This window comes from Streptomyces sp. NPDC046379 (assembly GCF_055587785.1).
In genome coordinates this window covers 1-22,354 of sequence record NZ_JBVJFP010000023.1, presented here as the reverse complement: position 1 = coordinate 22,354, position 22,354 = coordinate 1, and the positions used below count along the sequence as shown (strand labels likewise).

Annotated in this window: 20 protein-coding genes, 1 rRNA gene and 1 pseudogene; 6 read left to right on the top strand and 16 right to left on the bottom strand. The window is 73.1% G+C overall.

Going from position 1 to position 22,354, the window contains the following annotated elements:
* Window position 1: 1 nt before the first annotated feature.
* A complete protein-coding gene (locus ACZ6KF_RS30175; RefSeq protein ID WP_469241279.1) occupies window positions 2-1,363 on the bottom strand; it encodes a helix-turn-helix domain-containing protein in 1,362 nt (453 codons plus the stop codon).
* 213 nt (window positions 1,364-1,576) lie between these two features.
* On the opposite strand from ACZ6KF_RS30175, the gene ACZ6KF_RS30170 reads away from it, so the two are divergent.
* The gene (locus tag ACZ6KF_RS30170; RefSeq protein ID WP_469241277.1) at window positions 1,577-2,296 is read left to right on the top strand and encodes a DUF4232 domain-containing protein; all 720 of its coding nucleotides are present in this window, start codon (window positions 1,577-1,579) and stop codon (window positions 2,294-2,296) included.
* A 17-nt stretch (window positions 2,297-2,313) separates the two neighbouring features.
* Here ACZ6KF_RS30170 and hemB read toward each other — a convergent pair whose 3' ends face one another.
* Window positions 2,314-3,306 (bottom strand): porphobilinogen synthase, encoded by a 993-nt coding sequence (gene hemB / locus ACZ6KF_RS30165; RefSeq protein ID WP_469160761.1) that lies wholly within the window; start codon window positions 3,304-3,306, stop codon window positions 2,314-2,316.
* 159 nt (window positions 3,307-3,465) lie between these two features.
* Between hemB and ACZ6KF_RS30160 the strand changes: the two genes are divergently transcribed.
* Window positions 3,466-4,002, top strand: a complete 537-nt coding sequence (locus tag ACZ6KF_RS30160; protein ID WP_356636777.1) for an SMI1/KNR4 family protein — start codon at window positions 3,466-3,468, stop codon at window positions 4,000-4,002.
* 248 nt (window positions 4,003-4,250) lie between these two features.
* Complete coding sequence (locus ACZ6KF_RS30155; protein ID WP_469160760.1) at window positions 4,251-5,636, top strand: FAD-binding oxidoreductase; 1,386 nt, start codon at window positions 4,251-4,253, stop codon at window positions 5,634-5,636.
* Between the two features lie 88 nt (window positions 5,637-5,724).
* Here ACZ6KF_RS30155 and ACZ6KF_RS30150 read toward each other — a convergent pair whose 3' ends face one another.
* The 5 genes from ACZ6KF_RS30150 to ACZ6KF_RS30130 form a co-directional block, all read right to left on the bottom strand.
* Window positions 5,725-7,434 carry a bifunctional uroporphyrinogen-III C-methyltransferase/uroporphyrinogen-III synthase gene (locus ACZ6KF_RS30150; RefSeq protein WP_356636773.1) on the bottom strand — a complete coding sequence of 570 codons (1,710 nt, stop codon included), beginning with the start codon at window positions 7,432-7,434 and terminating at the stop codon, window positions 5,725-5,727.
* Window positions 7,431-8,390 carry a hydroxymethylbilane synthase gene (gene hemC, locus ACZ6KF_RS30145; RefSeq protein ID WP_356636771.1) on the bottom strand — a complete coding sequence of 320 codons (960 nt, stop codon included), beginning with the start codon at window positions 8,388-8,390 and terminating at the stop codon, window positions 7,431-7,433. The genes ACZ6KF_RS30150 and hemC overlap by 4 nt, the downstream gene beginning before the upstream one ends.
* Window positions 8,387-10,132, bottom strand: a complete 1,746-nt coding sequence (locus ACZ6KF_RS30140; RefSeq protein ID WP_356636769.1) for a glutamyl-tRNA reductase — start codon at window positions 10,130-10,132, stop codon at window positions 8,387-8,389. Before ACZ6KF_RS30140 ends, hemC begins: the two co-directional genes overlap by 4 nt.
* Window positions 10,129-10,890 (bottom strand): redox-sensing transcriptional repressor Rex, encoded by a 762-nt coding sequence (locus ACZ6KF_RS30135; RefSeq protein ID WP_356636767.1) that lies wholly within the window; start codon window positions 10,888-10,890, stop codon window positions 10,129-10,131. Before ACZ6KF_RS30135 ends, ACZ6KF_RS30140 begins: the two co-directional genes overlap by 4 nt.
* Before the next feature lie 479 nt (window positions 10,891-11,369).
* On the bottom strand, window positions 11,370-11,666 hold the full coding sequence (locus ACZ6KF_RS30130) for a glutaredoxin family protein (protein WP_469160758.1): 297 nt from the start codon (window positions 11,664-11,666) through the stop codon (window positions 11,370-11,372).
* 106 nt (window positions 11,667-11,772) lie between these two features.
* On the opposite strand from ACZ6KF_RS30130, the gene ACZ6KF_RS30125 reads away from it, so the two are divergent.
* The 3 genes from ACZ6KF_RS30125 to ACZ6KF_RS30115 all read left to right on the top strand — a co-directional run bounded on the left by ACZ6KF_RS30125 (window position 11,773) and on the right by ACZ6KF_RS30115 (window position 15,211).
* Window positions 11,773-12,669 carry an HAD family hydrolase gene (locus ACZ6KF_RS30125; RefSeq protein WP_356636762.1) on the top strand — a complete coding sequence of 299 codons (897 nt, stop codon included), beginning with the start codon at window positions 11,773-11,775 and terminating at the stop codon, window positions 12,667-12,669.
* Between the two features lie 256 nt (window positions 12,670-12,925).
* Window positions 12,926-13,747 (top strand): ECF subfamily RNA polymerase sigma factor, BldN family, encoded by an 822-nt coding sequence (locus ACZ6KF_RS30120; RefSeq protein ID WP_469160757.1) that lies wholly within the window; start codon window positions 12,926-12,928, stop codon window positions 13,745-13,747.
* A gap of 237 nt (window positions 13,748-13,984) precedes the next feature.
* Window positions 13,985-15,211, top strand: a complete 1,227-nt coding sequence (locus ACZ6KF_RS30115) for a DUF5667 domain-containing protein (RefSeq protein ID WP_469241274.1) — start codon at window positions 13,985-13,987, stop codon at window positions 15,209-15,211.
* A 235-nt stretch (window positions 15,212-15,446) separates the two neighbouring features.
* Here the strand turns inward: ACZ6KF_RS30115 and ACZ6KF_RS30110 are convergent, their stop codons facing one another.
* The 9 genes and pseudogenes from ACZ6KF_RS30110 to rrf all read right to left on the bottom strand — a co-directional run.
* Complete coding sequence (locus ACZ6KF_RS30110) at window positions 15,447-16,490, bottom strand: lysophospholipid acyltransferase family protein (RefSeq protein WP_469160756.1); 1,044 nt, start codon at window positions 16,488-16,490, stop codon at window positions 15,447-15,449.
* A 13-nt stretch (window positions 16,491-16,503) separates the two neighbouring features.
* Window positions 16,504-17,565, bottom strand: a complete 1,062-nt coding sequence (locus ACZ6KF_RS30105; protein WP_356636754.1) for an NAD-dependent epimerase/dehydratase family protein — start codon at window positions 17,563-17,565, stop codon at window positions 16,504-16,506.
* Window positions 17,566-17,722: 157 nt separating this feature from the next.
* Window positions 17,723-17,821 carry a 30S ribosomal protein bS22 gene (locus ACZ6KF_RS30100; protein ID WP_003948845.1) on the bottom strand — a complete coding sequence of 33 codons (99 nt, stop codon included), beginning with the start codon at window positions 17,819-17,821 and terminating at the stop codon, window positions 17,723-17,725.
* A gap of 113 nt (window positions 17,822-17,934) precedes the next feature.
* Complete coding sequence (locus ACZ6KF_RS30095) at window positions 17,935-18,147, bottom strand: helix-turn-helix domain-containing protein (RefSeq protein WP_121791081.1); 213 nt, start codon at window positions 18,145-18,147, stop codon at window positions 17,935-17,937.
* 134 nt (window positions 18,148-18,281) lie between these two features.
* Entirely contained in the window at window positions 18,282-19,097 is an 816-nt protein-coding gene (locus ACZ6KF_RS30090) for a phosphatase (protein ID WP_469241272.1), read from the bottom strand.
* A 99-nt stretch (window positions 19,098-19,196) separates the two neighbouring features.
* Window positions 19,197-20,369 (bottom strand): acetoin utilization protein AcuC, encoded by a 1,173-nt coding sequence (locus tag ACZ6KF_RS30085; protein WP_469160755.1) that lies wholly within the window; start codon window positions 20,367-20,369, stop codon window positions 19,197-19,199.
* Window positions 20,320-21,536: pseudogene (locus ACZ6KF_RS30080) on the bottom strand (MFS transporter). Before ACZ6KF_RS30080 ends, ACZ6KF_RS30085 begins: the two are co-directional and overlap by 50 nt.
* Before the next feature lie 37 nt (window positions 21,537-21,573).
* Window positions 21,574-22,218, bottom strand: a complete 645-nt coding sequence (locus ACZ6KF_RS30075) for an HAD family hydrolase (protein ID WP_469178302.1) — start codon at window positions 22,216-22,218, stop codon at window positions 21,574-21,576.
* Window positions 22,219-22,277: 59 nt separating this feature from the next.
* Window positions 22,278-22,354 (bottom strand): 5S ribosomal RNA (rrf, locus tag ACZ6KF_RS30070); the annotation flags it as partial.

The following is a 22,354-nucleotide window of genomic DNA, read 5'->3' as shown; positions in this document are numbered from 1 at the left end:
GCTAGTTCAGCTCCCCTTCCTTGATCCACCGGTCGCCGCCGAGGGGGAAGGAGTACGACGGCCGGCCGTTGTTGCCGCTCGTGCGGAAGGGCCTGCCCTCGTCGTCCACGACCACCGTCCCGTGCCGCTTTCCGCTGGTCCACCCCAGCTCCAGGACCCACCGCACGTCGTAGGCCGACGCGTCGGCGGTGATGTGGAAGACCTCCGGCTCCGACTCGCTCACCTTGAACGGCAGATCCCGCTGCCCCTCCCCCGCCACGACGACGGGCCGGGCGGCGTCCAGGGCGACGGTGAACGGCCGGATGGGCACGTCGCCGCCGCAGCCGACGCCCATGGCGTAGTCGGTCCAGGGCAGCGGGGCGCCCCGGCCGACGACCCGCACGTCCAGGCTGTTGAGGACCACGGTCTCGTCGCCGGTTCCCTGCACGGTCAGCGTCACGTACTGCTCCCCCGACGGCACGGCCCCGGCGTCGGCCACCCAGGTCGGGGCGTCCTGCTCGGTGGGCGGCGGGTCGACGGCGGTGGGGGGCTCGTCGATCAGGTAGTGCTGGGAGCAGGGGCTCTCCCAGGCGTGGGCGTTGGCGGTGACGGTGAGGGGGACGGCCTCGGATACGCCGCCGCCGGGCGGGGCGGGGGCGTCACCGGCGCCGGGGGTGGGGGACGGGGCGGGGGCGGTCGGAGCGGTGGGGGCGGTGGACTTGGCGCTCCTGGTCGGGGTGGGGGAGGGCGAGGGCGTCGGGCTCCCGGAGGAGGCGGCGGCCACGGGTCCTCGCCGGGCGGTGTCCCCGGCGCGGTCGTCGCCGTCGCCTCCGGAGGGCAGGCCGATGGCGAGGGCGACGGCGCCGAGGAGGGCGGCGACGGTGACGGCGGCGACGAGGGCGGTGCGGTGACGGCGGGGGGCGGCCGCCTCGGCCACCCCTTCGGCCTCGGCCGCGGCCGCCCTCTCGGGTTCCCCCTCGGTCTCCCCCTCCGCTTCCCCCTCGTCCCCCTCCGCCTCCGTCACGGCCTGAGCGGCACCCGCGCCCTCGCCCCCCTCAGCACCTCTCTGCTCGGCACCCCTCTGCTCCGCACCCCTCTGTTCGGCACCCTTCTGCGCGGCGGCCCCCTTCTTCCCCCGCCCGGCGTCCGCGAGCACCCACCGCCGATGCAGCTCGACGAGTTCCTCCGGCGAGGCCCTGCACAGCCGGGCGAGCCGCTCGACGGGCGCGTAGTCCGTCGGCACGGCGTCCCCGTTGCAGTACCGGTGCAGGGTCGACGTACTCATGTGCAGCCGCTTGGCGAGCACCCCGTAGCTCAGCCCCGAGCGGTCCTTCAACTCCCTCAGCCGCGCGGCGAACTCCTCGGCCGCAGTGCCGTCGGACACCGTTTCCTCGCCCCCGTCGTTCCGTTCCGGCGTTCCAGGGAATGGTCGTTTCCCCAGGTCGGACCCGTTCCGCGCGTTCCAGCGTCCCTGATCGCCGGGCAGGCCTGGCGGCTGGGACGAGACGCGGCACAAGCTCTGGTCATCCAAGCACGCCGCTCCCGCCGAACGGTCGAGCGGCCCGCTCAACCCACCTTGTTCGAAAGGGTTTCAGCCATGCGCAGCTTCCGCCGCACCCGCCTCCTCGCCACTACGGGCGTCGCCCTCGCCGCCCTCGCCCTGACCGCCTGCGAGGACGGCACCGGCACCAGGGACGAGGGCGCCTCGCGCCCGGCGACGACCGCTCCGGAAGCGAAGGAGCCGACCGCGTCCGAGCAGCCGACCGCGACCGGCCGGCCGTCGGAGCCGACCGCGCCGACCGGGAACCCCGAGGAGCCGGGGAACCCCCAGGGGACGGAGAAGCCCCAGAGCCCGCAGCCGTCCCGGACCACCGGCGGAAAGCCGGCCGCCACCTCCACCACCTGCAACGGCACGAACACGAGGGTGACCGCCCAGCCGGTGCCCCGCCCCCTGAACCACATGCTGCTCACGGTCACGAACACGGGCACGAAGCCCTGCAACCTGCCGTACTACCCGGTGCTCCGATTCGACGAGATGCAGTGGGTGCCGCAGGCGATGCCGGGCACGAAGCCGCAGGCGGTGCCGACGCTGGCGCCCGGCGAGTCGGGCTACGCGGGCGTCCGGCTGGCCGCTGCGGACGGCAGCGGCTCGGGCGGGGCGACCGGCCGCCGGCTGACCGTCGGCTTCCAGGGCGGCACGCCGAACAGCGACGGCGGCCCGTCGGCGACCCCCGCCCTGCCGGCGAAGGGCGTGTACTACGACAGCTCGCTGGCGGTGACGTACTGGCAGTCCTCGATGGAGGACGCCCTGAACTGACCGGCCTCGCCCGTCGGTTACCGCAGCTGCCGGGCCACTTCGGTGGCCCAGTAGGTGAGGATGTTCTGCGCGCCGGCCCGCTTGATGCCGGTCAGCGTCTCCAGGATGGCCCGGTCCCGGTCGATCCAGCCCTTCTCGGCGGCGGCCTCGACCATCGCGTACTCGCCGGAGATCTGGTAGGCGACGACCGGCACGTCCACGGTGTCCGCGACGCGGGCGAGGATGTCGAGGTAGGGGCCGGCCGGCTTGACCATCACCATGTCGGCGCCCTCCTCCAGGTCGAGGGCGAGTTCGCGCAGGGACTCGCGGGCGTTCGCCGGGTCCTGCTGGTAGGTCTTCCGGTCGCCCTTGAGCGAGGAGCCGACGGCCTCGCGGAAGGGGCCGTAGAAGGCGGAGGAGTACTTGGCGGTGTAGGCGAGGATCGCCACGTCCTCCCGCCCGATCTGGTCGAGCGCGTCGCGGATGACGCCGATCTGCCCGTCCATCATCCCGCTCGGCCCCACGACATGGGCGCCGGCGTCGGCCTGGACCTGCGCCATCTCGGCGTACCGCTCCAGGGTGGCGTCGTTGTCGACCCGCCCCTCGGCGTCCAGGACGCCGCAGTGGCCGTGGTCGGTGAACTCGTCGAGGCACAGGTCGGACATGACGATCAGCTCGTCTCCGACCTCGGCCCGCACGTCGCGCAGGGCGACCTGGAGAATCCCGTCCGGATCGGTCCCGGCGGTCCCGAGCGCGTCCTTCTTCTCCTCCTCGGGCACCCCGAAGAGCATGATCCCGGAAACCCCGGCCTCGACGGCGTCGACGGCGGCCTTCCGCAGACTGTCCCGGGTGTGCTGCACGACACCGGGCATGGCCTGCACCGGCACCGGCTCGGCGACGCCCTCGCGCACGAACGCGGGCAGGATCAGATCGGCGGGGTGCAACCGGGTCTCGGCGACCATGCGCCGCAGAGCGGGAGTGGCCCGCAGCCGACGGGGACGCGTACCGGGAAAGGAACCGTACTTCGTCATACCCCCAAGTTACGCCCGCCCCAGGGGTGCCTTTGCCGACGCGGAGTCGGGGCGGACGGCATCGGGCGGCCGACGCCGACCGACACCGGCCCGCCGGTTCCCTGCCGGTCGACGTCGGCCGCCCGCCCCGCTGTCGGTCCCCCCGTATACCGTGCCCGCGTGAACGAGACGACCGGCGACGACCGCCGCCTCCCGCCCGCCCTCGCCGACGTGGCCCGCACGACGTTCCCCTACGGCGACGACGGGGGCATCGACTTCGAGCCCTACGACGTCTTCTGGTCCGCCGAGGAGACCACCGACTGGCTGCGTCACTGGACCGGAAACCACACCCTCGACGGCGGCGCCTACCGCGTCTTCGGGCAGGACGGCACCGGCGGTGTGGCCGCCCTCTGGTGCGCGCGCCCCGGCCGGCCGCCGGCCGAGCAGCCCGTGGTGTTCATGGGCTCGGAGGGCGAGTCCGGCGTGGTGGCCGGGAACCTGTCCGACTTCCTGTGGGTCCTGGCCGACGGCGTCGGCCCCCTGGAGTCCGTGCTGTACGACGACCACTCCCCCTGGACGCACCCCGCCCTCGCCGAGCTGACCGCACTCGCCGAACGCCACGCCACCACCCCGCGCCGCCCGGCCGCCGAGATCATCGCCGGTGCCCGTGCGGAGTTCCCGGCCTTCGTGGAGGACCTCGACGCCCTCTGCCGCTGACCGGCCCGGCGTGCGGCGGCCATGCCCGGATCCGTCGCCGCCCGGCACGCGGCACCCGCGCCGGACCGCACCGTCCACCCGCCCCACATGCGACACCCGCCCCCCGGGTCCATCCTGAAAGGTAACGAGCGCACGGCAGGACCCCGACGGCCTCTCACCCGCCACACCCGCACCCCACGAGCGCGACGGCCGACCGCAGCCGCCGCCGTCCCTCCGCAGCGGACGCCATCCATCATGCGGAGGTCGCGATGACCGCGACGCACCCCACCCCCGACCTGTTCGCCCTGTCCGAGATCCGCGGCCCCGTGCTGCGCCCCGGCGACCCCGGCTACGCGGAAGAGGTGGCCGGCTTCAACGTGGCCGCCCTGCACACGCCCGACCTGGTCGTGGGCGCGACCGGCGCGGACGACGTCGTGGCCGCGATGCGCTGGGCCGCGGCCACCGGCACCCCCGTCGCCGTCCAGTCGACCGGCCACGGCGCCAACTTCCCCATCGACAGCGGGCTGCTGATCAGCACGGCCCGCATGACCGACGTCACGGTCGACCCGGCCGCCCGCACCGCGACCGTCTCCGCCGGCGCCAAGTGGCGGCACGTCCTGGACGCGGCGGCCCCGCACGGCCTGGCCGCCCTGTCCGGCACCTCCACGGACGCGGGCGCGGTCGGCTACACCGTCGGCGGCGGCCTGCCGGTCCTCGGCCGGGCCTACGGCTACGCGACCGACCTCACCCGCTCCTTCCGGGTCGTCACCCCGGACGGCGCCCTGCGCGCCACGGACGCCGACACCGAACCCGAACTGTTCTGGGCCCTGCGCGGCGGCAAGGGCAATGTCGGCGTGGTCACCGACATGACCTGCGACCTCTTCCCCCTCACCCGCGTCCTCGGCGGCGCCGTCCACACGCCCGGCGAGAACGCCGAGGCCCTGATGACCGCCTGGCTCGACTGGACCCGGCGGATCCCGGACGAGATGTGCAGCGCGTTCGCCGTGCTGCGCCTGCCCCCCATCCCGCAGATACCCGAACCGCTGCGCGGCGGTTTCTGGGCCCGCGTCGCCCTCGCCTGGACCGGCGACCCCACCGAGGGCGAGAGCCTGCTCACACCGATCCGCGCCGCGGCCCCGGTCGCCGTCGACACGGTCGAGGTCATGGACTACACCGCCCTGGACCGCATCTACATGGAGCCCCAGGACCCCCTGCCGGCCCGTGAGTCCTGCGCCCTGCTGGCCGACCTGCCGCCCGAGGCGGTCCGGGCGTTCCTGCACGAGGTCGGCCCCGAGAACCCCGACTGCCCTCTCGTCGTGGCCGAGATCCGCCACATGGGCGGCGCCCTGTCCCGCCCGCCCCGCGTGGAGGACGCGATCTGCGCCCGCGACGCCGCCTACTTCCTGGAGACGGTCGCCATCGTCCCCTCCCCGCCGGAGGCCGAGGCGGTCGAACGCGCCACACGGTCCCTGCACGAGGCGATGGCCCCCTACGGCACCGGCCACACCATGGTCAACATCCACGGCGCGCCGGGCGACGAAACGGACCGCGCCCGAGCCTGGACCCCGGCCCACTACGCACGCCTGCGCCACGCCAAGTCGGCGTACGACCCGGCCGACCTCCTCCGCTTCGGCCATGTGGTGACACCGGCCTGATCGGCCGGCCGCCGACCCGCGACGACAAGATCGGCGGGGCGCCCCCCGAAGGGAACGCCCCGCCGATCCGCTCACGCCTCGGCGCCTCTCACGTCGTAGACCGCCGCCTCCGCGCCCCCGGACGCCGCTCGCTGGGCCGCGTCACCGGGTCGCCGGCCTCCAGCGCGGCGGCCCTGCGCTTCATGCCGAAGTCCGCCAGGGCCTCCGCCAGCTTGTGCACCGACGGTTCCGGGGCCATGACGTCGACGCGCAGCCCGTGCTCCTCGGCCGTCTTCGCCGTGGCCGGGCCGATACAGGCGATCACCGTCACGTTGTGCGGCTTCCCGGCGATGCCGACGAGGTTGCGCACCGTGGACGACGACGTGAACAGCACCGCGTCGAAGCCGCCGCCCTTGATCGCCTCCCGGGTCTCGGCGGGCGGCGGCGAGGCGCGCACCGTGCGGTAGGCGGTGACGTCGTCGACCTCCCAGCCCAGCTCGATCAGGCCGGCGACCAGGGTCTCCGTGGCGATGTCGGCGCGGGGCAGGAAGACGCGGTCGATCGGGTCGAACACCGGGTCGTAGGGGGGCCAGTCCTCCAGGAGGCCCGCCGCGGACTGTTCGCCGCTCGGGACGAGGTCCGGCTTCACGCCGAAGGCGATCAGCGCCTTGGCGGTCTGCTCGCCCACCGCGGCGACCTTGATGCCCGCGAAGGCGCGCGCGTCCAGGCCGTACTCCTCGAACTTCTCGCGGACGGCCTTGACGGCGTTGACCGAGGTGAAGGCGATCCACTCGTAGCGTCCGGTCACCAGGCCCTTGACCGCGCGCTCCATCTGCTGGGGCGTGCGCGGCGGCTCGACGGCGATCGTCGGCACCTCGTGCGGTACGGCCCCGTAGGACCGCAGTTGGTCGGAGAGCGACGCCGCCTGCTCCTTCGTGCGCGGGACGAGGACCTTCCAGCCGAACAGCGGCTTGGACTCGAACCACGACAGCTGGTCGCGCCGGGCGGCTGCGGAACGCTCGCCGACCACGGCTATCACCGGCCGGGCGCCCTCGGGGGAGGGCAGCACCTTCGCCTGCTTCAGGGTCTGCGCGATCGTGCCGAGGGTGGCCGTCCACGTCCGCTGGCGGGTCGTCGTACCGGCGACCGTGACCGTCAGCGGGGTGTCCGGCTTGCGGCCCGCGGACACCAGTTCGCCGGCCGCGGCGGACACCGCGTCCAGGGTGGTGGAGACGACCACCGTCCCGTCGGACGCGCCCACCTCCGTCCAGCACCGGTCCGACGCCGTGCGCGCGTCCACGAAGCGGACGTCCGCGCCGTGCGCGTCCCGCAGCGGCACACCGGCGTACGCGGGCACGCCGACCGCGGCGGCCACGCCCGGCACCACCTCGAACGGCACCCCGGCGGCGGCGCAGGCGAGCATCTCCTCGGCGGCGTACGTGTCGAGGCCCGGGTCCCCGGACACCGCACGCACGACCCGCCTGCCGCCCCGCGCGGCCTCCATGACAAGATGTGAGGCATCCCGCACTGCGGGGACACCAACGGCTGTTGACTTGCCGTCAACGACCGTGAGCTGCGGCGTGCCCGTGCCCGGAACCGGGTCCGACGACGGACCGGGCTCCGCGTGCACGACGGACACGCCCGGCCTGGCGTGGGCGCGTACGACGTCGAGCACCTCGTGCTCGGCGACGAGGACGTCCGCGTGCGCCAGCGCCTCGACGGCGCGCAGGGTCAGCAGTCCCGGATCCCCGGGTCCGGCACCGAGGAAGGTGACGTGCCCGTGTTCCGGACCGGCGGCGGGAAGAGTGGTGGGGCTCACTGTGCTCGCTCCCCCATCAGACCGGCCGCGCCCTGGGCGAGCATCTCGGCGGCGAGTTCGCGGCCGAGCGCCTCGGCGCCCTGGTGCGTCTCGGGCACGGGACCGGTGGTGGACAGCTGCACCGTCCGGGAGCCGTCGGTCGTGCCGACGACGCCCCGCAGGCGCATTTCCTTGACAATCTGCCCGTCGGCCAGAAGGTCGGCCAACGCGCCCACGGGGGCGCTGCAACCGGCCTCCAGGGCGGCGAGCAGGGACCGCTCGGCGGTCACGGCGGCCCGGGTGAGGGGGTCGTCGAGCTCGGCGAGCGCGGCGATCAGGTCCGCGTCGTGCGCGGCGCACTCGATCGCCAGTGCCCCCTGGCCGGGGGCGGGCAGAACGGTGTCGACCGACAGGAAGTCGGTCACTTCCTCGCTCCGGCCTATGCGGTTCATCCCGGCGGCGGCCAGCACCACGGCGTCCAGCTCGCCGCTGTGGACGAACCCGATCCGGGTGTCGACGTTGCCGCGGATCGGCACCGTCTCGATGTCCAGGCCGTGGGCGCGGGCGTACGCGTTCAGCTGCGCCATGCGGCGCGGCGAGCCGGTGCCTATGCGGGCCCCGCGCGGCAGGTCGGTGAACTTGCGGGCGTCGCGCGCCACGAGGACGTCGCGCGGGTCCTCCCGCTCGGGCACCGCCGCCAGGACCAGGTCCGCCGGCTGTGCGGTGGGCAGGTCCTTCAGGGAGTGCACCGCGAAGTCGACCTCGCCCCGCAGCAGCGCGTCGCGCAGTGCGGTCACGAAGACGCCGGTGCCGCCGATCTGCGCGAGGTTCTCGCGCGACACGTCGCCGTACGTGGTGATCTCGACCAGCTCGACGGGCCGTCCGGTCACCTGGCTCACGGCGTCCGCCACCTGCCCCGACTGGGCCATGGCGAGCTTGCTCCGCCGTGTCCCGAGCCTCAGTGCCTTGTCGCTCATGACAGCCCTCGGTTCTTGCCGTTCTTCTCGGATTCGTTCCCGGCCCGGGAGACGGCGGCGACCGTCTCCGGGTCCAGGTCGAACAAGGTGCGCAGCGCGTCCGCGTACCCGGCGCCGCCGGGCTCGGCCGCGAGCTGCTTGACCCGTACGGTCGGCGCGTGCAGCAGCTTGTCGACGACGCGGTGCACGGCCTGCCGGATCTCGCCGCGCTGCTTGTCGTCGAGGCCGGGCAGCCGCCCGTCGAGCCGGGCGATCTCGCCCGCGACGACGTCGGCGGCCATGGCACGCAGGGCGACCACGGTGGGCGTGATGTGCGCGGCCCGCAGCGCCGCGCCGAAGGCCGCGACCTCGTCGGAGACGATACGCCGGACCTGGTCGACGTCGGCCGCCATCGGCGCGTCGGCGGAGGCCTCGGCCAGCGACTCGATGTCCACCAGCCGCACGCCGGGCAGCCGGTGCACGGCCGCGTCGATGTCGCGCGGCATGGCGAGGTCGAGCAGGAACAGGACGGGCTCGGGGCGCGGCGCCTCGGCGACCGGCTCGGGCCTGCGGCGCTCGGGGATCCGGCCGGCGCTGGCGGCGGTCGCGGCCAGCGCGGTGATCAGTTCGGCCTCGGCCTCGGGCCCGCGCCGGGCGGCCTCGCGCCGGTCGACGGCGCCGCCCGCGGCCCAGGCGGCGTGCTGCTCCAGCGTCGCGGCGTCCATCCCGGCGACGGCGGCCTCGCCCAGCACGGAGAAGCCGGGCTGCACGGCGGACAGGTCCAGGGGGCAGCCCTCGTCGGTGCCGACGCTCGTGGGCGGCAGCGGCGTGGGCGCCAGCTCGGCGAGGTCCGCGCGGGCGGCCGTACGCGCGTCCCCGTCCGCCTCGGCGGCCGGTTCCGCGACGGCCGCGGCGTGGCCCGTGCGTCCCTCCAGGGCGGCGGCGATCGCGTCGGCGGCCAGGACGAGGCCGGTGGCGCCGGTGCAGGAGACGGCGATGTCGGCACGTGTCAGCTCGGCCCGCACCGACTCCATCGGTACCGCCCGGGCCACCACGTCCGTGTCGTCGCCCTCGGTGAGTATCTGCGCGAGCCGCTCGGCGCGGTCGAAGGTGCGGTTGGCGACGACGATCTCGGCGACCCCGGTCCGCGCGAGCGTCGCAGCGGCCAGCGAGGACATCGAGCCCGCTCCGATGACCAGCGCCTTCTTGCCCGCGGCCCACGTCTCGACGGAGCCGCCGGAGGCCAGCTGCTCCAGGCCGAAGGTGACCAGCGACTGCCCGGCCCGGTCGATGCCGGTCTCGGAGTGGGCGCGCTTGCCGACCCGCAGCGCCTGCTGGAACAGGTCGTTCAGCAGCCGGCCCGCGGTGTGCAGGTCCTGCGCCCGGGCGAGGGAGTCCTTGATCTGGCCGAGGATCTGGCCCTCGCCGACCACCATCGAGTCCAGCCCGCACGCCACCGAGAACAGGTGGTGCACGGCCCGGTCCTCGTAGTGCACGTACAGGTAGGGCGTCAGCTCGTCCAGCCCGACCCCGCTGTGCTGGGCGAGCAGCGTGGACAGCTCGGCGACGCCCGCGTGGAACTTGTCGACGTCGGCGTACAGCTCGATGCGGTTGCAGGTGGCCAGCACCGCGGCCTCGGCGGCCGGCTCGGCGGCGACCGTGTCCTGGAGCAGCTTCATCTGGGCGTCCGCGGTCAGCGCCGCCCGCTCCAGGACGCTGACGGGGGCGCTGCGGTGGCTCAGCCCGACGACGAGGAGACTCATGCCGGCATCACGGCGGGCACGTCCCCGTCGGGTCCCTGGTCGGCGGAGTTCTCGCGCGGGGCGGCGACCGGGGCCGCGCTCTCGGCGAGGGCCTCCTCGCCGGCCTTGCGCTGCTCGTGGAAGGCGAGGATCTGCAGCTCGATGGAGAGGTCGACCTTGCGCACGTCGACACCGTCCGGCACGGTCAGCACGGTCGGCGCGAAGTTGAGGATGGAGGTCACCCCGGCGGCGACGAGCCGGTCGCAGACCTGCTGGGCGGCGCCCGCGGGGGTCGCGATCACGCCGATCGACACGCCGTTGTCCTGGATGATCCGCTCCAGGTCGTCGGTGTGCTGCACGGGGATGCCGGCGACGGGCTTGCCCGCCATGGCCGGGTCGGCGTCTATCAGCGCGGCGACCCGGAAGCCCCGGGAGGCGAAGCCGCCGTAGTTGGCGAGCGCGGCGCCCAGGTTTCCGATGCCGACGATGACAACCGGCCAGTCCTGGGTGAGGCCGAGTTCACGGGAGATCTGGTAGACGAGATACTCGACGTCGTACCCCACGCCACGCGTGCCGTAGGAGCCCAGGTACGAGAAGTCCTTGCGCAGCTTCGCCGAGTTCACCCCGGCCGCGGCCGCCAGCTCCTCGGAGGAGACGGTCGGCACCGAGCGCTCCGAGAGCGCGGTCAGGGCGCGGAGGTACAGCGGAAGGCGGGCGACGGTGGCCTCGGGAATCCCTCGGCTACGGGTCGCCGGTCGGTGAGTTCGGCCAGTTGCCACGGTGCTCCTGCGGGTAGAGCGGGGCTGCGGGCGGTCATACGTCCCCGGACCGCCCCGTCGACAGCAGGCTATGTCTTTGTGAACGCGTGCACAAAGATGGTGTCCGATTTGTCCGCCCAACGTGACCGGGGTCACGCGCCTCCGGCGCGCGTTCGCGGAACCGGCGCGCGACCCACACCGTTCCTTGCCTCTTGGGGGCAAAACCGCACACTCCCTCAACGATCACCGCCCCCGAGACCCTGTCGCCATCGATCCTAAGTGACTTTCCGGACGACTTGGACTGGCCGGTCAGTGATCGTTTCCGATCGCCCGCGGCCGCTCACGGTCCGCTCCCGGGCGAGCGCGCGCCGCAGCCACCCGCGCCCACCGCGACCCCGGGCCGCAGCCCGCCCGCGCCCGTCGCGAGCGCGCGCCGCGCCCCGCCCTGCCCCACGCGGTCCCGCCCTGCCCCACGCGGTCCCACGCGGTCTCACGCGGTCCTACGCGAGCGCCCGTCGCAGCCGCTCCTCGTTCACCCGCCAGAAGGTGTGCTGCTCGCCGTCCACCAGCACCACCGGGATCTGCTCCCAGTACGCGTCGTACAGCGCCTGATCCTGCGTGATGTCCTTCTGCTCCCACGGCACGCCCAGCTCGCCGCACACCCTGTCGATCACCGCCTGCGCGTCGTCGCACAGATGGCAGCCGGGCTTGCGGATGAGCGTGACGAGCCGGTCCTGAGCTGCGGCCTTGTCCTGAGCGGCGCTCCGGCGCCGGAAAACGGGACTCATACCGGCCATTGTCGCGCCGCCGGGGCCGCGCGCTTAACGGCCCGGTCGAGGAGAGTTCACGGGCCGCCGACCTCTCGACTCCGGAAGCACCGGCCGGAATGGCTATGCTCACGCCATGGCCGCTCTCGGATGGCTCACTCCCCGTAGGCGCTCCGCCACGGCGCGGAGCGTGTTGGCAGGCGAGGCCTCGGCCGAGGCCGCACGCAAGACCGCACCCGAGCCGGAATTCCCGGTGCACGGCGACGAGCACGCCGCCGCCTTCTTCGACCTGGACAACACCGTCATGCAGGGCGCGTCCCTGTTCCACTTCGGGCGGGGCCTGTACAAGCGGAAGTTCTTCGAGACCCGCGACCTGGCCCGCTTCGCCTGGCAGCAGGCGTGGTTCCGGCTGGCGGGCGTCGAGGACCCCGAGCACATGCAGGACGCGCGCAACTCCGCGCTGTCCATCGTCCAGGGCCACCGGGTCGCCGAGCTCCAGACCATCGGCGAGGAGATCTACGACGAGTACATGGCCGAGCGCATCTGGCCGGGCACCCGCGCGCTCGCGCAGGCCCACCTCGATGCCGGTCAGCGGGTGTGGCTCGTCACGGCGGCCCCGGTGGAGATCGCCCAGGTCATCGCCCGCCGGCTCGGACTGACGGGCGCGCTCGGCACGGTCGCCGAGTCCGTCGACGGCGTCTACACCGGCAAGCTGGTCGGCGAGCCCCTGCACGGCCCCGCCAAGGCCGAGGCGGTGCGCGCGCTGGCCCTCGCGGAGGGCCTGGACCTCACCCGCTGCGCCGCCTACAGCGACTCGCACAACGACATCCCGATGCTGTCGCTGGTCGGCCACCCCTACGCGATCAACCCCGACGCGAAACTGCGCAGACACGCCCGGGAACAGGACTGGCGGCTGCGCGACTACCGCACCGGCCGCAAGGCGGCGAAGGTCGGCATTCCGGCGGCGGCCGGGGTCGGCGCGGTCGCGGGCGGCACGGCGGCGGCGATCGCCCTGCACCGGCGACGCCGCTAGCCCGCCGGGAGCCGCGCGAACTCGTCGCGGAGCAGCTCAACTCGAAGCTTTTCGTTCAGGATCCGATCACAGACCGCCACGCGACCGGGCGTCAAACGGCAACGGAAGCGACGCAACCGGCGATTTGAGCAACTGGGCGTAGCAGCGCCTGCACGAAGCGTTATTCTCCTCAGACGCACACGGGTACCTGTCCGTCGCTACGACGGGTGAATGGTCCCGCACAGCAAGTGATGGAAGCTCTGCCTCTGGGAGTCCCGTGTACCCACACGTCGGGGTTGACGCCTCGGGCCTGGCTACGCTTCGCGCAACAGTCCTCGACATGTTGCGCGGCCTCGTCCCCAATGCGTCCGCCGTCCCCGCATTCACCACCGCCGCGCCGGCCGGCCCGTGCTACGCGCTGGCTGACGGCATCGAGCAGGTGCCGGCGGCCGGCGTCGTCGACGGCCGCCGGCCGGGCGACGGGCGGGCGGCCGGAAGACGAGGCCGCACGGCCGTCGCGGCCACCGCACGCCGTCCGGCCGCCGACAGCGACAGCGCCCGGATGATGGACCTCGTGGAGCGCGCCCAGGCCGGCGAGGCCGACGCCTTCGGCCGCCTCTACGACCAGTACAGCGACACCGTCTATCGGTACATCTACTACCGAGTCGGAGGAAAGGCGACCGCCGAGGACCTCACCAGCGAGACCTTCCTGCGCGCCCTGCGCCGCATCGGCACGTTCACCTGGCAGGGCCGCGACTTCGGCGCCTGGCTGGTCACGATCGCCCGCAACCTGGTCGCCGACCACTTCAAGTCGAGCCGCTTCCGGCTCGAGGTCACCACCGGCGAAATGCTCGACGCCAACGAGGTCGAGCGCTCACCCGAGGACTCCGTCCTGGAGTCCCTCTCCAACGCCGCCCTGCTGGACGCCGTACGGCGGCTCAACCCACAGCAGCAGGAGTGCGTGACGCTCCGCTTCCTCCAGGGCCTGTCCGTCGCCGAGACCGCCCGGGTCATGGGCAAGAACGAGGGCGCCATCAAGACACTGCAGTACCGCGCGGTCCGCACCCTCGCGCGGCTGCTCCCCGACGACGCGCGCTGACCGGCGCGCACGCTCCGCAGTATTCAACTCACCATCAGTGAAAGTCCGTTGACTCCACCGCCCGGCCCGCCGTCTTCCGTAACCCAAGTGCCGCCGCGCTCGTTGTGCGGGATGCAGGCTCCCTGTGGTCACTCCCTGGCCGACTCCCACCGCTCGAACGTGTGGTTTCGGCTCGGGGCGTGCAACCCTCAGGACCCCCTGGGGAGTCGACCGTCATGACGAGAGGAGGTGCCGCCAGTGATCGCGAACGTATCGGCGCACCGGCGGGCGAACGCCTTCGCCCAGGCCCTGGAGGAGCAGTCCGAACGGGGTACGGCGGCCGAGCAGTCCGAGGACACGGCCCCGGCCTCGGCGGGGCGGACCGATCAGGGCCGTCTGCTGGCCGTGGCCGCAGGCCTCGCCGAGTTGCCGAGGCCCCAGCTGGACCCCGAGGTCAAGGCCGTCCAGCGGGCGCAGCTGGTGGCGAGCTTCGAGGCCATGCTGCAGGAGGGCGGTGAGGCGGGCGGCCGTGCGCTGCCCGGACAGCGGTCCCGTGGCGAGGGCGGCCACCGGGCGGCCCCGCTGGGCAGGTTCCGCCCGCGCTCCCGCCTGGCCAAGGGCCTCACCGCGGGCGGCATCGGCGTGACCGTCGCCGCCGGCGCCTTCGGCGGAGTGGCCGCCGCCAGCTCCGACGCCCTGCCCGGCGACTCGCTCTACGGCCTCAAGCGCGGCATCGAGGACTTCAAGCTCGGCCTCGCCGACGGGGACGACGAGCGCGGCGAGGTGTACCTCGACCATGCCTCCACCCGGCTGAACGAGGCACGCCGGCTGATGGAGCGCGACCGCGGCGGCCACCTCGACCACGAGTCCGTCGGCGAGATCCGCCGCGCCCTGTCCGGCGTGAAGCACGACGCCTCCGAGGGCCACCGGCTGCTCACCGCCGCCTACGAGCGCGACCCCGAGTCGCTGGAGCCCATCAAGGCCCTCGACGCCTTCTCCCGCTCCCACCGCGACACCTGGGGCGCCCTGCGCGAGCGCCTCCCGGTCCAGCTCGGGGACGTCAGCGAACAGGTGTCGTCGGTCTTCGACGCCATAGACGAAGAGGTGGCCCCGCTGCAGTCCCTGCTCCCGAAACCCACCGCCACGGGCACCGAGCGCAGGACCGACGGGCGGCGCGGCACGGACGACGGCCGGGCACCCGGCGCCCCTAAGCCCGGCGGGTCGACGACGCCCAGCGCCGGCGGCTCCGGCACCCCCGACGGCGGCCGCCCCGGCGCCCCGAGCCGCTCGGCGGACTCCGGCAAGGAGAACGACGGCCTCCTCGGCGGCAGCGCCGGCGACCTCCTCGACCCCTCGCAGGAGCCCGGCGCCCCCACCCCGCCCTCGACCAAACCGCCCGCTCCCGAGCCCGACGTCACGCTCCCGCCCCTCCTCCCCGGCCTCCTGCCGGGCCTGGGCATCGAGGCGGAGGACGCGGACGACTAGCAGCCCGTACGAGAGCGGGGCGTCCCTTCACCGAAGGGACGCCCCGCTCTCGTGGTTCTCGTCAGAAGAACACCGACCTCCGCCGCACCAGCAACTTGACCCCTCCTGCCCGCCGCCCTCGCACCGCTGCGCAGGCTCCGGACCGCTGCGCCGGACTCCGTCCGCCGGCTCCGAGCACCCCCGCACACAACAGCCGGGCGCCCCCGTCACCGCACCCCGCACGTCACGGGCCCCGTCAGAAGAACACCGACCTCCGCTGCACCAGCAACTTGTACAGCGTGTGCTGGATCTGCTCCCGTACCTGGTCCGTCAGGTTGAACATCAGCATCGGGTCCTCCGCCGCCTCGGGCGGATACCCGTCCGTCGGGATCGGCTCGCCGAACTGGATGGTCCACTTCGTCGGCAGCGGCACCGCCCCGAGCGGCCCCAGCCACGGAAACGTCGGCGTCAGCGGGAAGTACGGGATCCCCAGCACCCGCGCGATCGTCTTCGCGTTGCCGATCATCGGGTAGATCTCCTCCGCCCCGACGATCGAGCAGGGAATGATCGGCACGCGCTGCCGCAGGGCCGTGGACACGAAGCCGCCCCGGCCGAACCGCTGGAGCTTGTACCGCTCGCTGAACGGCTTGCCGATGCCCTTGAAGCCCTCCGGCATCACCCCGACCAGCTCGCCCTGCCCCAGCAGCCGTTCGGCGTCCTCCGCGCAGGCCAGCGTGTGCCCGAGCTTGCGCGCCAGCTCGTTGACGACCGGCAGCACGAACACCAGGTCGGCCGCCAGCAGCCGCAGATGACGCCCCGCCGGATGCTCGTCGTGGACGGCGACCTGCATCATCAGCCCGTCCAGCGGCAGCGTCCCGGAGTGGTTGGCGACGATCAGCGCACCGCCCTCGGAGGGGATGTTCTCGACGCCCTTCACCTCGACCCGGAAGTATTTCTCGTACATCGGCCGCAGCAGCGACATGAGCACCTGGTCGGTGAGTTCGGCGTCGTAGCCGAAGTCGTCGACGTCGTAGTCGCCGGTGAGGCGGCGGCGCAGGAACGCCAGCCCCGCCGCGATCCGCTTCTCCAGGCCGCGCGGATCGTCGTACGACGGCTCCGGCGCCGGTACGTCCTCCTGCGCGGCCTGCGTCTGTGCGGTCTCCGTGCCCGGCAGCGGCTGGACCTCGCAGGCCTGGGCCGCCTCCCCGGAGCCGCGTCGGCTCGCCGCGGACCGGCGCCGCTGTGCCGCGCCGCCGCGGGAGCGGTCGTCGTCGAACGGAATGACCTTGGCGTCCGCCATCGTGCTGCGCTCCTCAGTTGGCGCTCTGCGTCGGCAGCCGCCGCCCGCCCGGCAGGGGCAGTTCGGCGACCCGGTCGACGGCCCGGGCGAGAGTCTCGGGCGGCAGAAGTCCGGGCCCGCGGCTGCGGGCGAAGTCCGCGAACGTCTCCGCGGTCGTGTGCTTCGGCGTGAAGCCCAGCGTCTCGCGCATCTGGGTCGTGTCCACCACCCGGCCGTGGGTCAGCAGCCGGATCTGTTCGGGCGAGAAGTCCGTGATTCCCAGCGTACGCACGAGCGAGCCCGTCCAGGTGACCGCCGGCAGCAGCAGCGGCACCGTGGGCCGCCCCAGCCTGCGGGAGCACTGCGACAGCAGCAGGACGCCGTCCCCGGCGATGTTGAAGGTGCCGCTGTTGAGCGTGCCCCGGCGCGGTTCGTGCGCGCCGATGCGCAGCACCTCGATCACGTCGTCCTCGTGCACGAACTGCAGCCTCGGGTCGTAGCCGAACACCGTCGGCAGCACCGGCAGCCCGAAGTACGAGGCGAGCGGCGACTCCGCGCTCGGCCCCAGGATGTTGGCGAACCGCAGCACGCACACCGCCACGTCCGGCCGGCGGCGCGCGAACCCGCGCACATACCCCTCGACCTCGACGGTGTCCTTGGCGAAGCCGCCGCTCGGCAGCGACTTGGGCGGGGTGGTCTCGGTGAACACGGCGGGATCGCGCGGCGCGGACCCGTAGACGTTCGTGCTGGACTTCACCACCAGCCGCTTCACCGCGGGCGACTTCTGGCAGGCGCCGAGCAGCTGCATCGTGCCGATGACGTTGGTCTCCTTGACCGTCGTCCGGCTGCCGCTGCCGAGGGCGATTCCGGTGACGTCCATGTGGACGACGGTGTCGGCGCCCGTCTCGGCGAGCACCCGGGCGATGGTGGGCTGGCGGATGTCGGCCTGGATGAAGTCGGCGCCGCCGAGGTGGTGCTCGGGCGGGACCGCGTCCACGCCGACGACCCGGTCCACGTCCGGATCCCGCTGGATCCGCCGGACGAACCGGCCCCCCAGCCGGCGGGCCACCCCGGTCACGAGCACGACCTTGCCCAAGATCAGCGCCTTCCTTCCGTCCTGGTGCGTACCCTGTCGCCTTCCCCGTCTGCTCGCCAACTTAGCGCCTGAACACGCGTGGGCCCCCCACCGAATCCGGTGGGGGGCCCACGACCACGCCTTCGCGGCGTCCTTCAGCGCGTCGTACCGCTTGGTACTACTTCTTGTTACGACGCTGGACGCGCGTGCGCTTGAGCAGCTTGCGGTGCTTCTTCTTGGCCATCCGCTTGCGCCGCTTCTTGATAACAGAGCCCACGACTACCCTCGCTCACTTCTCATCACTCGGTGTTTGGGCGCCATGGGCCCACACGACCTACGAGGGGCTAGCCTACCCGCCCGAGCGCTGAGGTCGTAATCGAGGCGCATCGCTCAGGCCGTCTCCACCCCCACATAGCTGTCGCGGAGGTACTCGTGGACCGCTTGTTCCGGGACCCGGAAGGACCTTCCGACCCGGATCGCGGGCAGATGACCGCTGTGCACCAGGCGGTACACGGTCATCTTCGACACTCGCATCACCGAGGCGACCTCCGCCACGGTAAGGAACTGAACCTCGTTCAGAGGCCTCTCGCCAGCTGCAGCCATGACACACCTGAACCTTCCGCACTCGACTCGACGGCCACCGGCTTCCCCTTCCGGTGACTCTTCGTCGCTGCGTGCTCACTCCCCAGACTAGGGGCGGGTGATGCGAGTGGGGAAGAGGTGCACCCATCGGCGGCCTACTGTGACAGACACGCCCGTTTGACTACGTAGTGCGTGAGCGGCCGGTAGTAAAGCGACCGCACACCGTCATCCAGGGGCACGGCCACGGACACGCGCCCCTCGGCCTCCCCGACGAACAGCGCGGGATCGTCGGTGTCGCCCAGGCCAATGGCCTCGAACCCCAGCTGACCTGCCCCGCAGACCCAGCCGTGGTCGCCGATCACCAACTCCGGCAGGGGCCCGCCGGCCTGCGCACACGCCGCCAGCGCCGCCCTCACCGGCAGCGGCGAGTGAGTGTGCGCGCCGGTCGCACCACCGGCGGCTCCCCCGCCGGCCTCCCGCACCAGGGCCACGCCTCGTACGTAGTCGAGCTGGTGTGTACGTAGACCGAACCGGGTCGTTATGTCGACACAGAGACCCTGCGCCGGTGTGAGGACAGCACATCCCGCCGCCGACAGGGCGTCCGCGAGAGCGACGTAGAAGTCCAGGAGCCGGTGCGGATGCCCGGTCCCCAGCAGCACGGGCGCGCCCCGTCGGGCGGCCCCGGCGACCCGCTCCGCGAACGCGTCCAGCCGGGCCAGCGTCCGCTCCGGGTCGATCACATCATGCCCCGAAACGTGTCGCGGATCGGCCGAAACCCCGCACTTCCGCGCCATCAACGCGAGCAAATCCCGCTGTGACCAGTCGTTCTCGGGATCGATCCCGATCAGCACCCGGGGGTCGCGGGCCGCGAACAGCCGGTAGCTGCGCAGGCTCGTCTCCCGTGCGGTGGCCACGGCGCCGGCGAGCCGCGCGGCCAGGAGATGCGCGCGCAGCGCGCCGCGGGACACCATGGCCCGATGGTGACGGACGCCGCCGCCGCCCGCCCCGGAATCCCGGTGAAGGCGCACGGTTGGCGTAACGCCCGCCGGAAGCCCCCGCCCCCGGACGCCCTACGGCAGCAGCCCGCGCAGCGGGAACACCGCCCGCCGCGCCGCCAGCACCGCCTGGTCGAGCCGGTCCGCCGGGTCGTACCCGGCCTCCCAGGGCGCCCACCGCACCGGCCACCGCCCGTCCGTCATCCGGGCCGGCGCCAACTGCCGTGTGCGTGCGTACACTTCCTGCCGCCAGCCCTCGGGGATCGTCTCCTCGGGCGCCACCGGCCGCCCCGCGGCGATCGCCACCAGATGCGTCCACGACCGCGGCACCACCTCCACGACCGCGTATCCGCCGCCGCCGAGCGCGATCCACCGCCCGTCGGCGTACTGGTGCGCCAGGTCGTGACAGGCGTCCTGCACCGCCCGCTGCGCGTCCAGCGACACCGCCAGATGGGCCAGCGGGTCCTCGAAGTGCGTGTCGGCCCCGTGCTGGGTCACCAGCACCTGCGGCCGGAAGTCGGCGATCAGCTCCGGCACCACCGCGTGGAAGGCCCGCAGCCATCCCGCGTCCCCGGTCCCCGCCGGCAGCGCGACGTTGACCGCCCCGCCCTCCGCCGAGTCCGCGCCCGTCTCCTCCGGCCACCCGGTCTGCGGGAACAGGGTCCGCGGATGCTCGTGCAGCGAGATCGTCAGGACCCGCGGGTCCTCCCAGAACGCCGCCTGTACGCCGTCCCCGTGATGCACGTCGACGTCCACGTAGGCGACCCGCTCCGCGCCCAGCTCCAGCAGCCGCGCGACGGCCAGGGCGGCGTCGTTGTAGATGCAGAAGCCGGAGGCCCCGGCCGGCATGGCGTGGTGCAGCCCGCCGGCGAAGTTCACCGCGTGCAGCGCCTCCCCCCGCCACACGGCCTCCGCCGCGCCCACCGACTGTCCCGCGATGAGCGCCGACACCTCGTGCATCCCGGCGAACGCGGGGTCGTCCACCGTCCCCAGCCCGTACGACGGGTCGGCCGCCGCCGGGTCCGCTGAGGCCGCCCTCACCGCGTCGATGTAGTCCTGGCGGTGGACGAGCCGCAGCGTCGACTCCCCCGCCGCCCGGGCCGCCACGGTCTTCATCTCCCGGTCGAGCCCGAAGGCCTCGACCAGTTTCCGGGTCAGCGTGAGCCGGACCGGATCCATCGGGTGGTCCGGACCGAAGTCATACCCCGTTACTGCCTCGTCCCACATCAGCTGTGCGCGGCCGCTCATGCCCGCCACGGTATCGGTCCGGTTGAGCATCGAACGACCGGGCGTACACGAGTGTCACCAGCACGAGCACCATCGGCACGAGCATCGCCCCCCGGTGACTCCAGGCGTCCCCCAGCGCCCCGACCAGCGGGGAACCGATCAGGAAGCCGACGTAGTTGAAGACGTTGAGCCGCGCCACGGCCGCGTCCGAGGCGCCCGGGAACAGCCGCCCGGCCGCCGCGAAGGTCTGCGGCACCAGCACGCACAGCCCGAGCCCCAGCAGGGTGAACCCCGCCATCCCGGCCCACGCTCCCGGAGCCCCCGCCACCACCGCGAACCCCACGGCCGCCAGGACGGCCCCGCCCCGCACCACCGCCGCGGCCCCGAACCGCCGCACCCCGAAGTCGCCCAAGGCCCGCCCCACCAGCGTGGTGACCATGTAGACGTTGTACGGCACGGTCGCCAGCTGCTCCGACCCGCCGAGCACGTCCTGCACGTACTTCGCGCTCCAGTTGGAGACGGTCGCGTCCCCGATGTAGGCGAAGGTCATCACGAGGCACAGCGGCAGCAACGCCCGCAGCCCCACCCCGCTCCCCTCGACCTTCCCCGCCTCCGGCGCGCGTCCCTCGCCCCGGTCGTCCGCATACCACCGGCTCCCGACGAGCGCGGCCGGCGCCAGCACCCCCACTACCGGCAGATACGACACGACGAGCGCCTGCTCCCAGTGCGCCCCCGCCCACGCCAGCGAGGCCCCCACGATCCGCCGAGGCTGTACGCGGCATGGAACCCGAGCATGATGCTGCGCCCGTACGCCCGCTGGAGGCTGACGCCGAGCATGTTCATCGACGCGTCGAGCGCCCCGACGGCGAGCCCGAAGGCGGCCAGCGAGATTGCCAGCTCCGCCATCCGTTCCCCGGCTCCCACTCCGAGCAGCGCCAGCAGCACGATGGGCTGGGACCAGCGCAGCACCCGGCTCGGGGGCACCCGGCGCACCAGCCGCCCGGTCGCCACGCTCCCCACCCCGGCCAGCACCGGCACGGCGGCCAGGAAGGCGGGCAGCAGCGCGTCGGAGACCCCGTACCGGTCCTGAATGGCCGGGATCCGCGTCACCAGGAGGGCGAACGCGACGCCCTGGACGAAGAACCCGAACGCCAGCGAGGACCGGCCGCGCCGCAGCGCGTCCGGCATGACATCGGTCATGCGGCGGAGCGTAGGTGAGTTTTCCTCAACTCAGCAGACCGCAGAGGTCTTCCATTCTGGAGAACAGTCCCTTCACCCCGGTGAGCCGCTCGGCCGGCGTCATCGCGGTGAACCCGTAGACGTCCATGTCTGCGGCCAGGGCCGCCTGCACGCCGAGCGGGCTGTCCTCGACGACGACACACCTCTGCGGCTCGACGCCCATCCGCCGGGCGGCGTACAGGAAGAGGTCGGGTGCGGGCTTGCCCCGTCCGACGTCCTCGGAGCTGAAGATCCGCTCGTCGTCGAACCATCGGTCCAGCCCGGTCGTGCGGTGCCCGACCCGTATCCGCTCATGACTCCCGGACGACGCCACGCAGTACGGCACCCCGTCGGACGCCAGCCTCTCCAGCACGTCGGCGACTCCGTCGACGGGCTTCAGCTCCCGGGCGAAGGCGGCGAACACACGGGAGTGGAAGACGTCGTCGAAGTCCGCGGGCAGCCGCTGTCCCGTCCGCTCCTCCACCAGGTCGTGCACCCGGTGCATGGCGGAGCCCATGTAGTCGCGCAGCGAGTCCTCGTAGGTGGTGGGGTGGCCCAGCTCGGTGAGGTAGGCGGCGAGGAGGGTGTTCGAGATGGGCTCACTGTCGACGAGCACACCGTCGTTGTCGAAGATGACGAGGTCGTAGCGCATGAACCGACCTTAAACGCAGAAAACCCCGTACCGAAAGGCACGGGGTTTTCTCAAAGATTGTTCGGCGGCGTCCTACTCTCCCACAGGGTCCCCCCTGCAGTACCATCGGCGCTGTAAGGCTTAGCTTCCGGGTTCG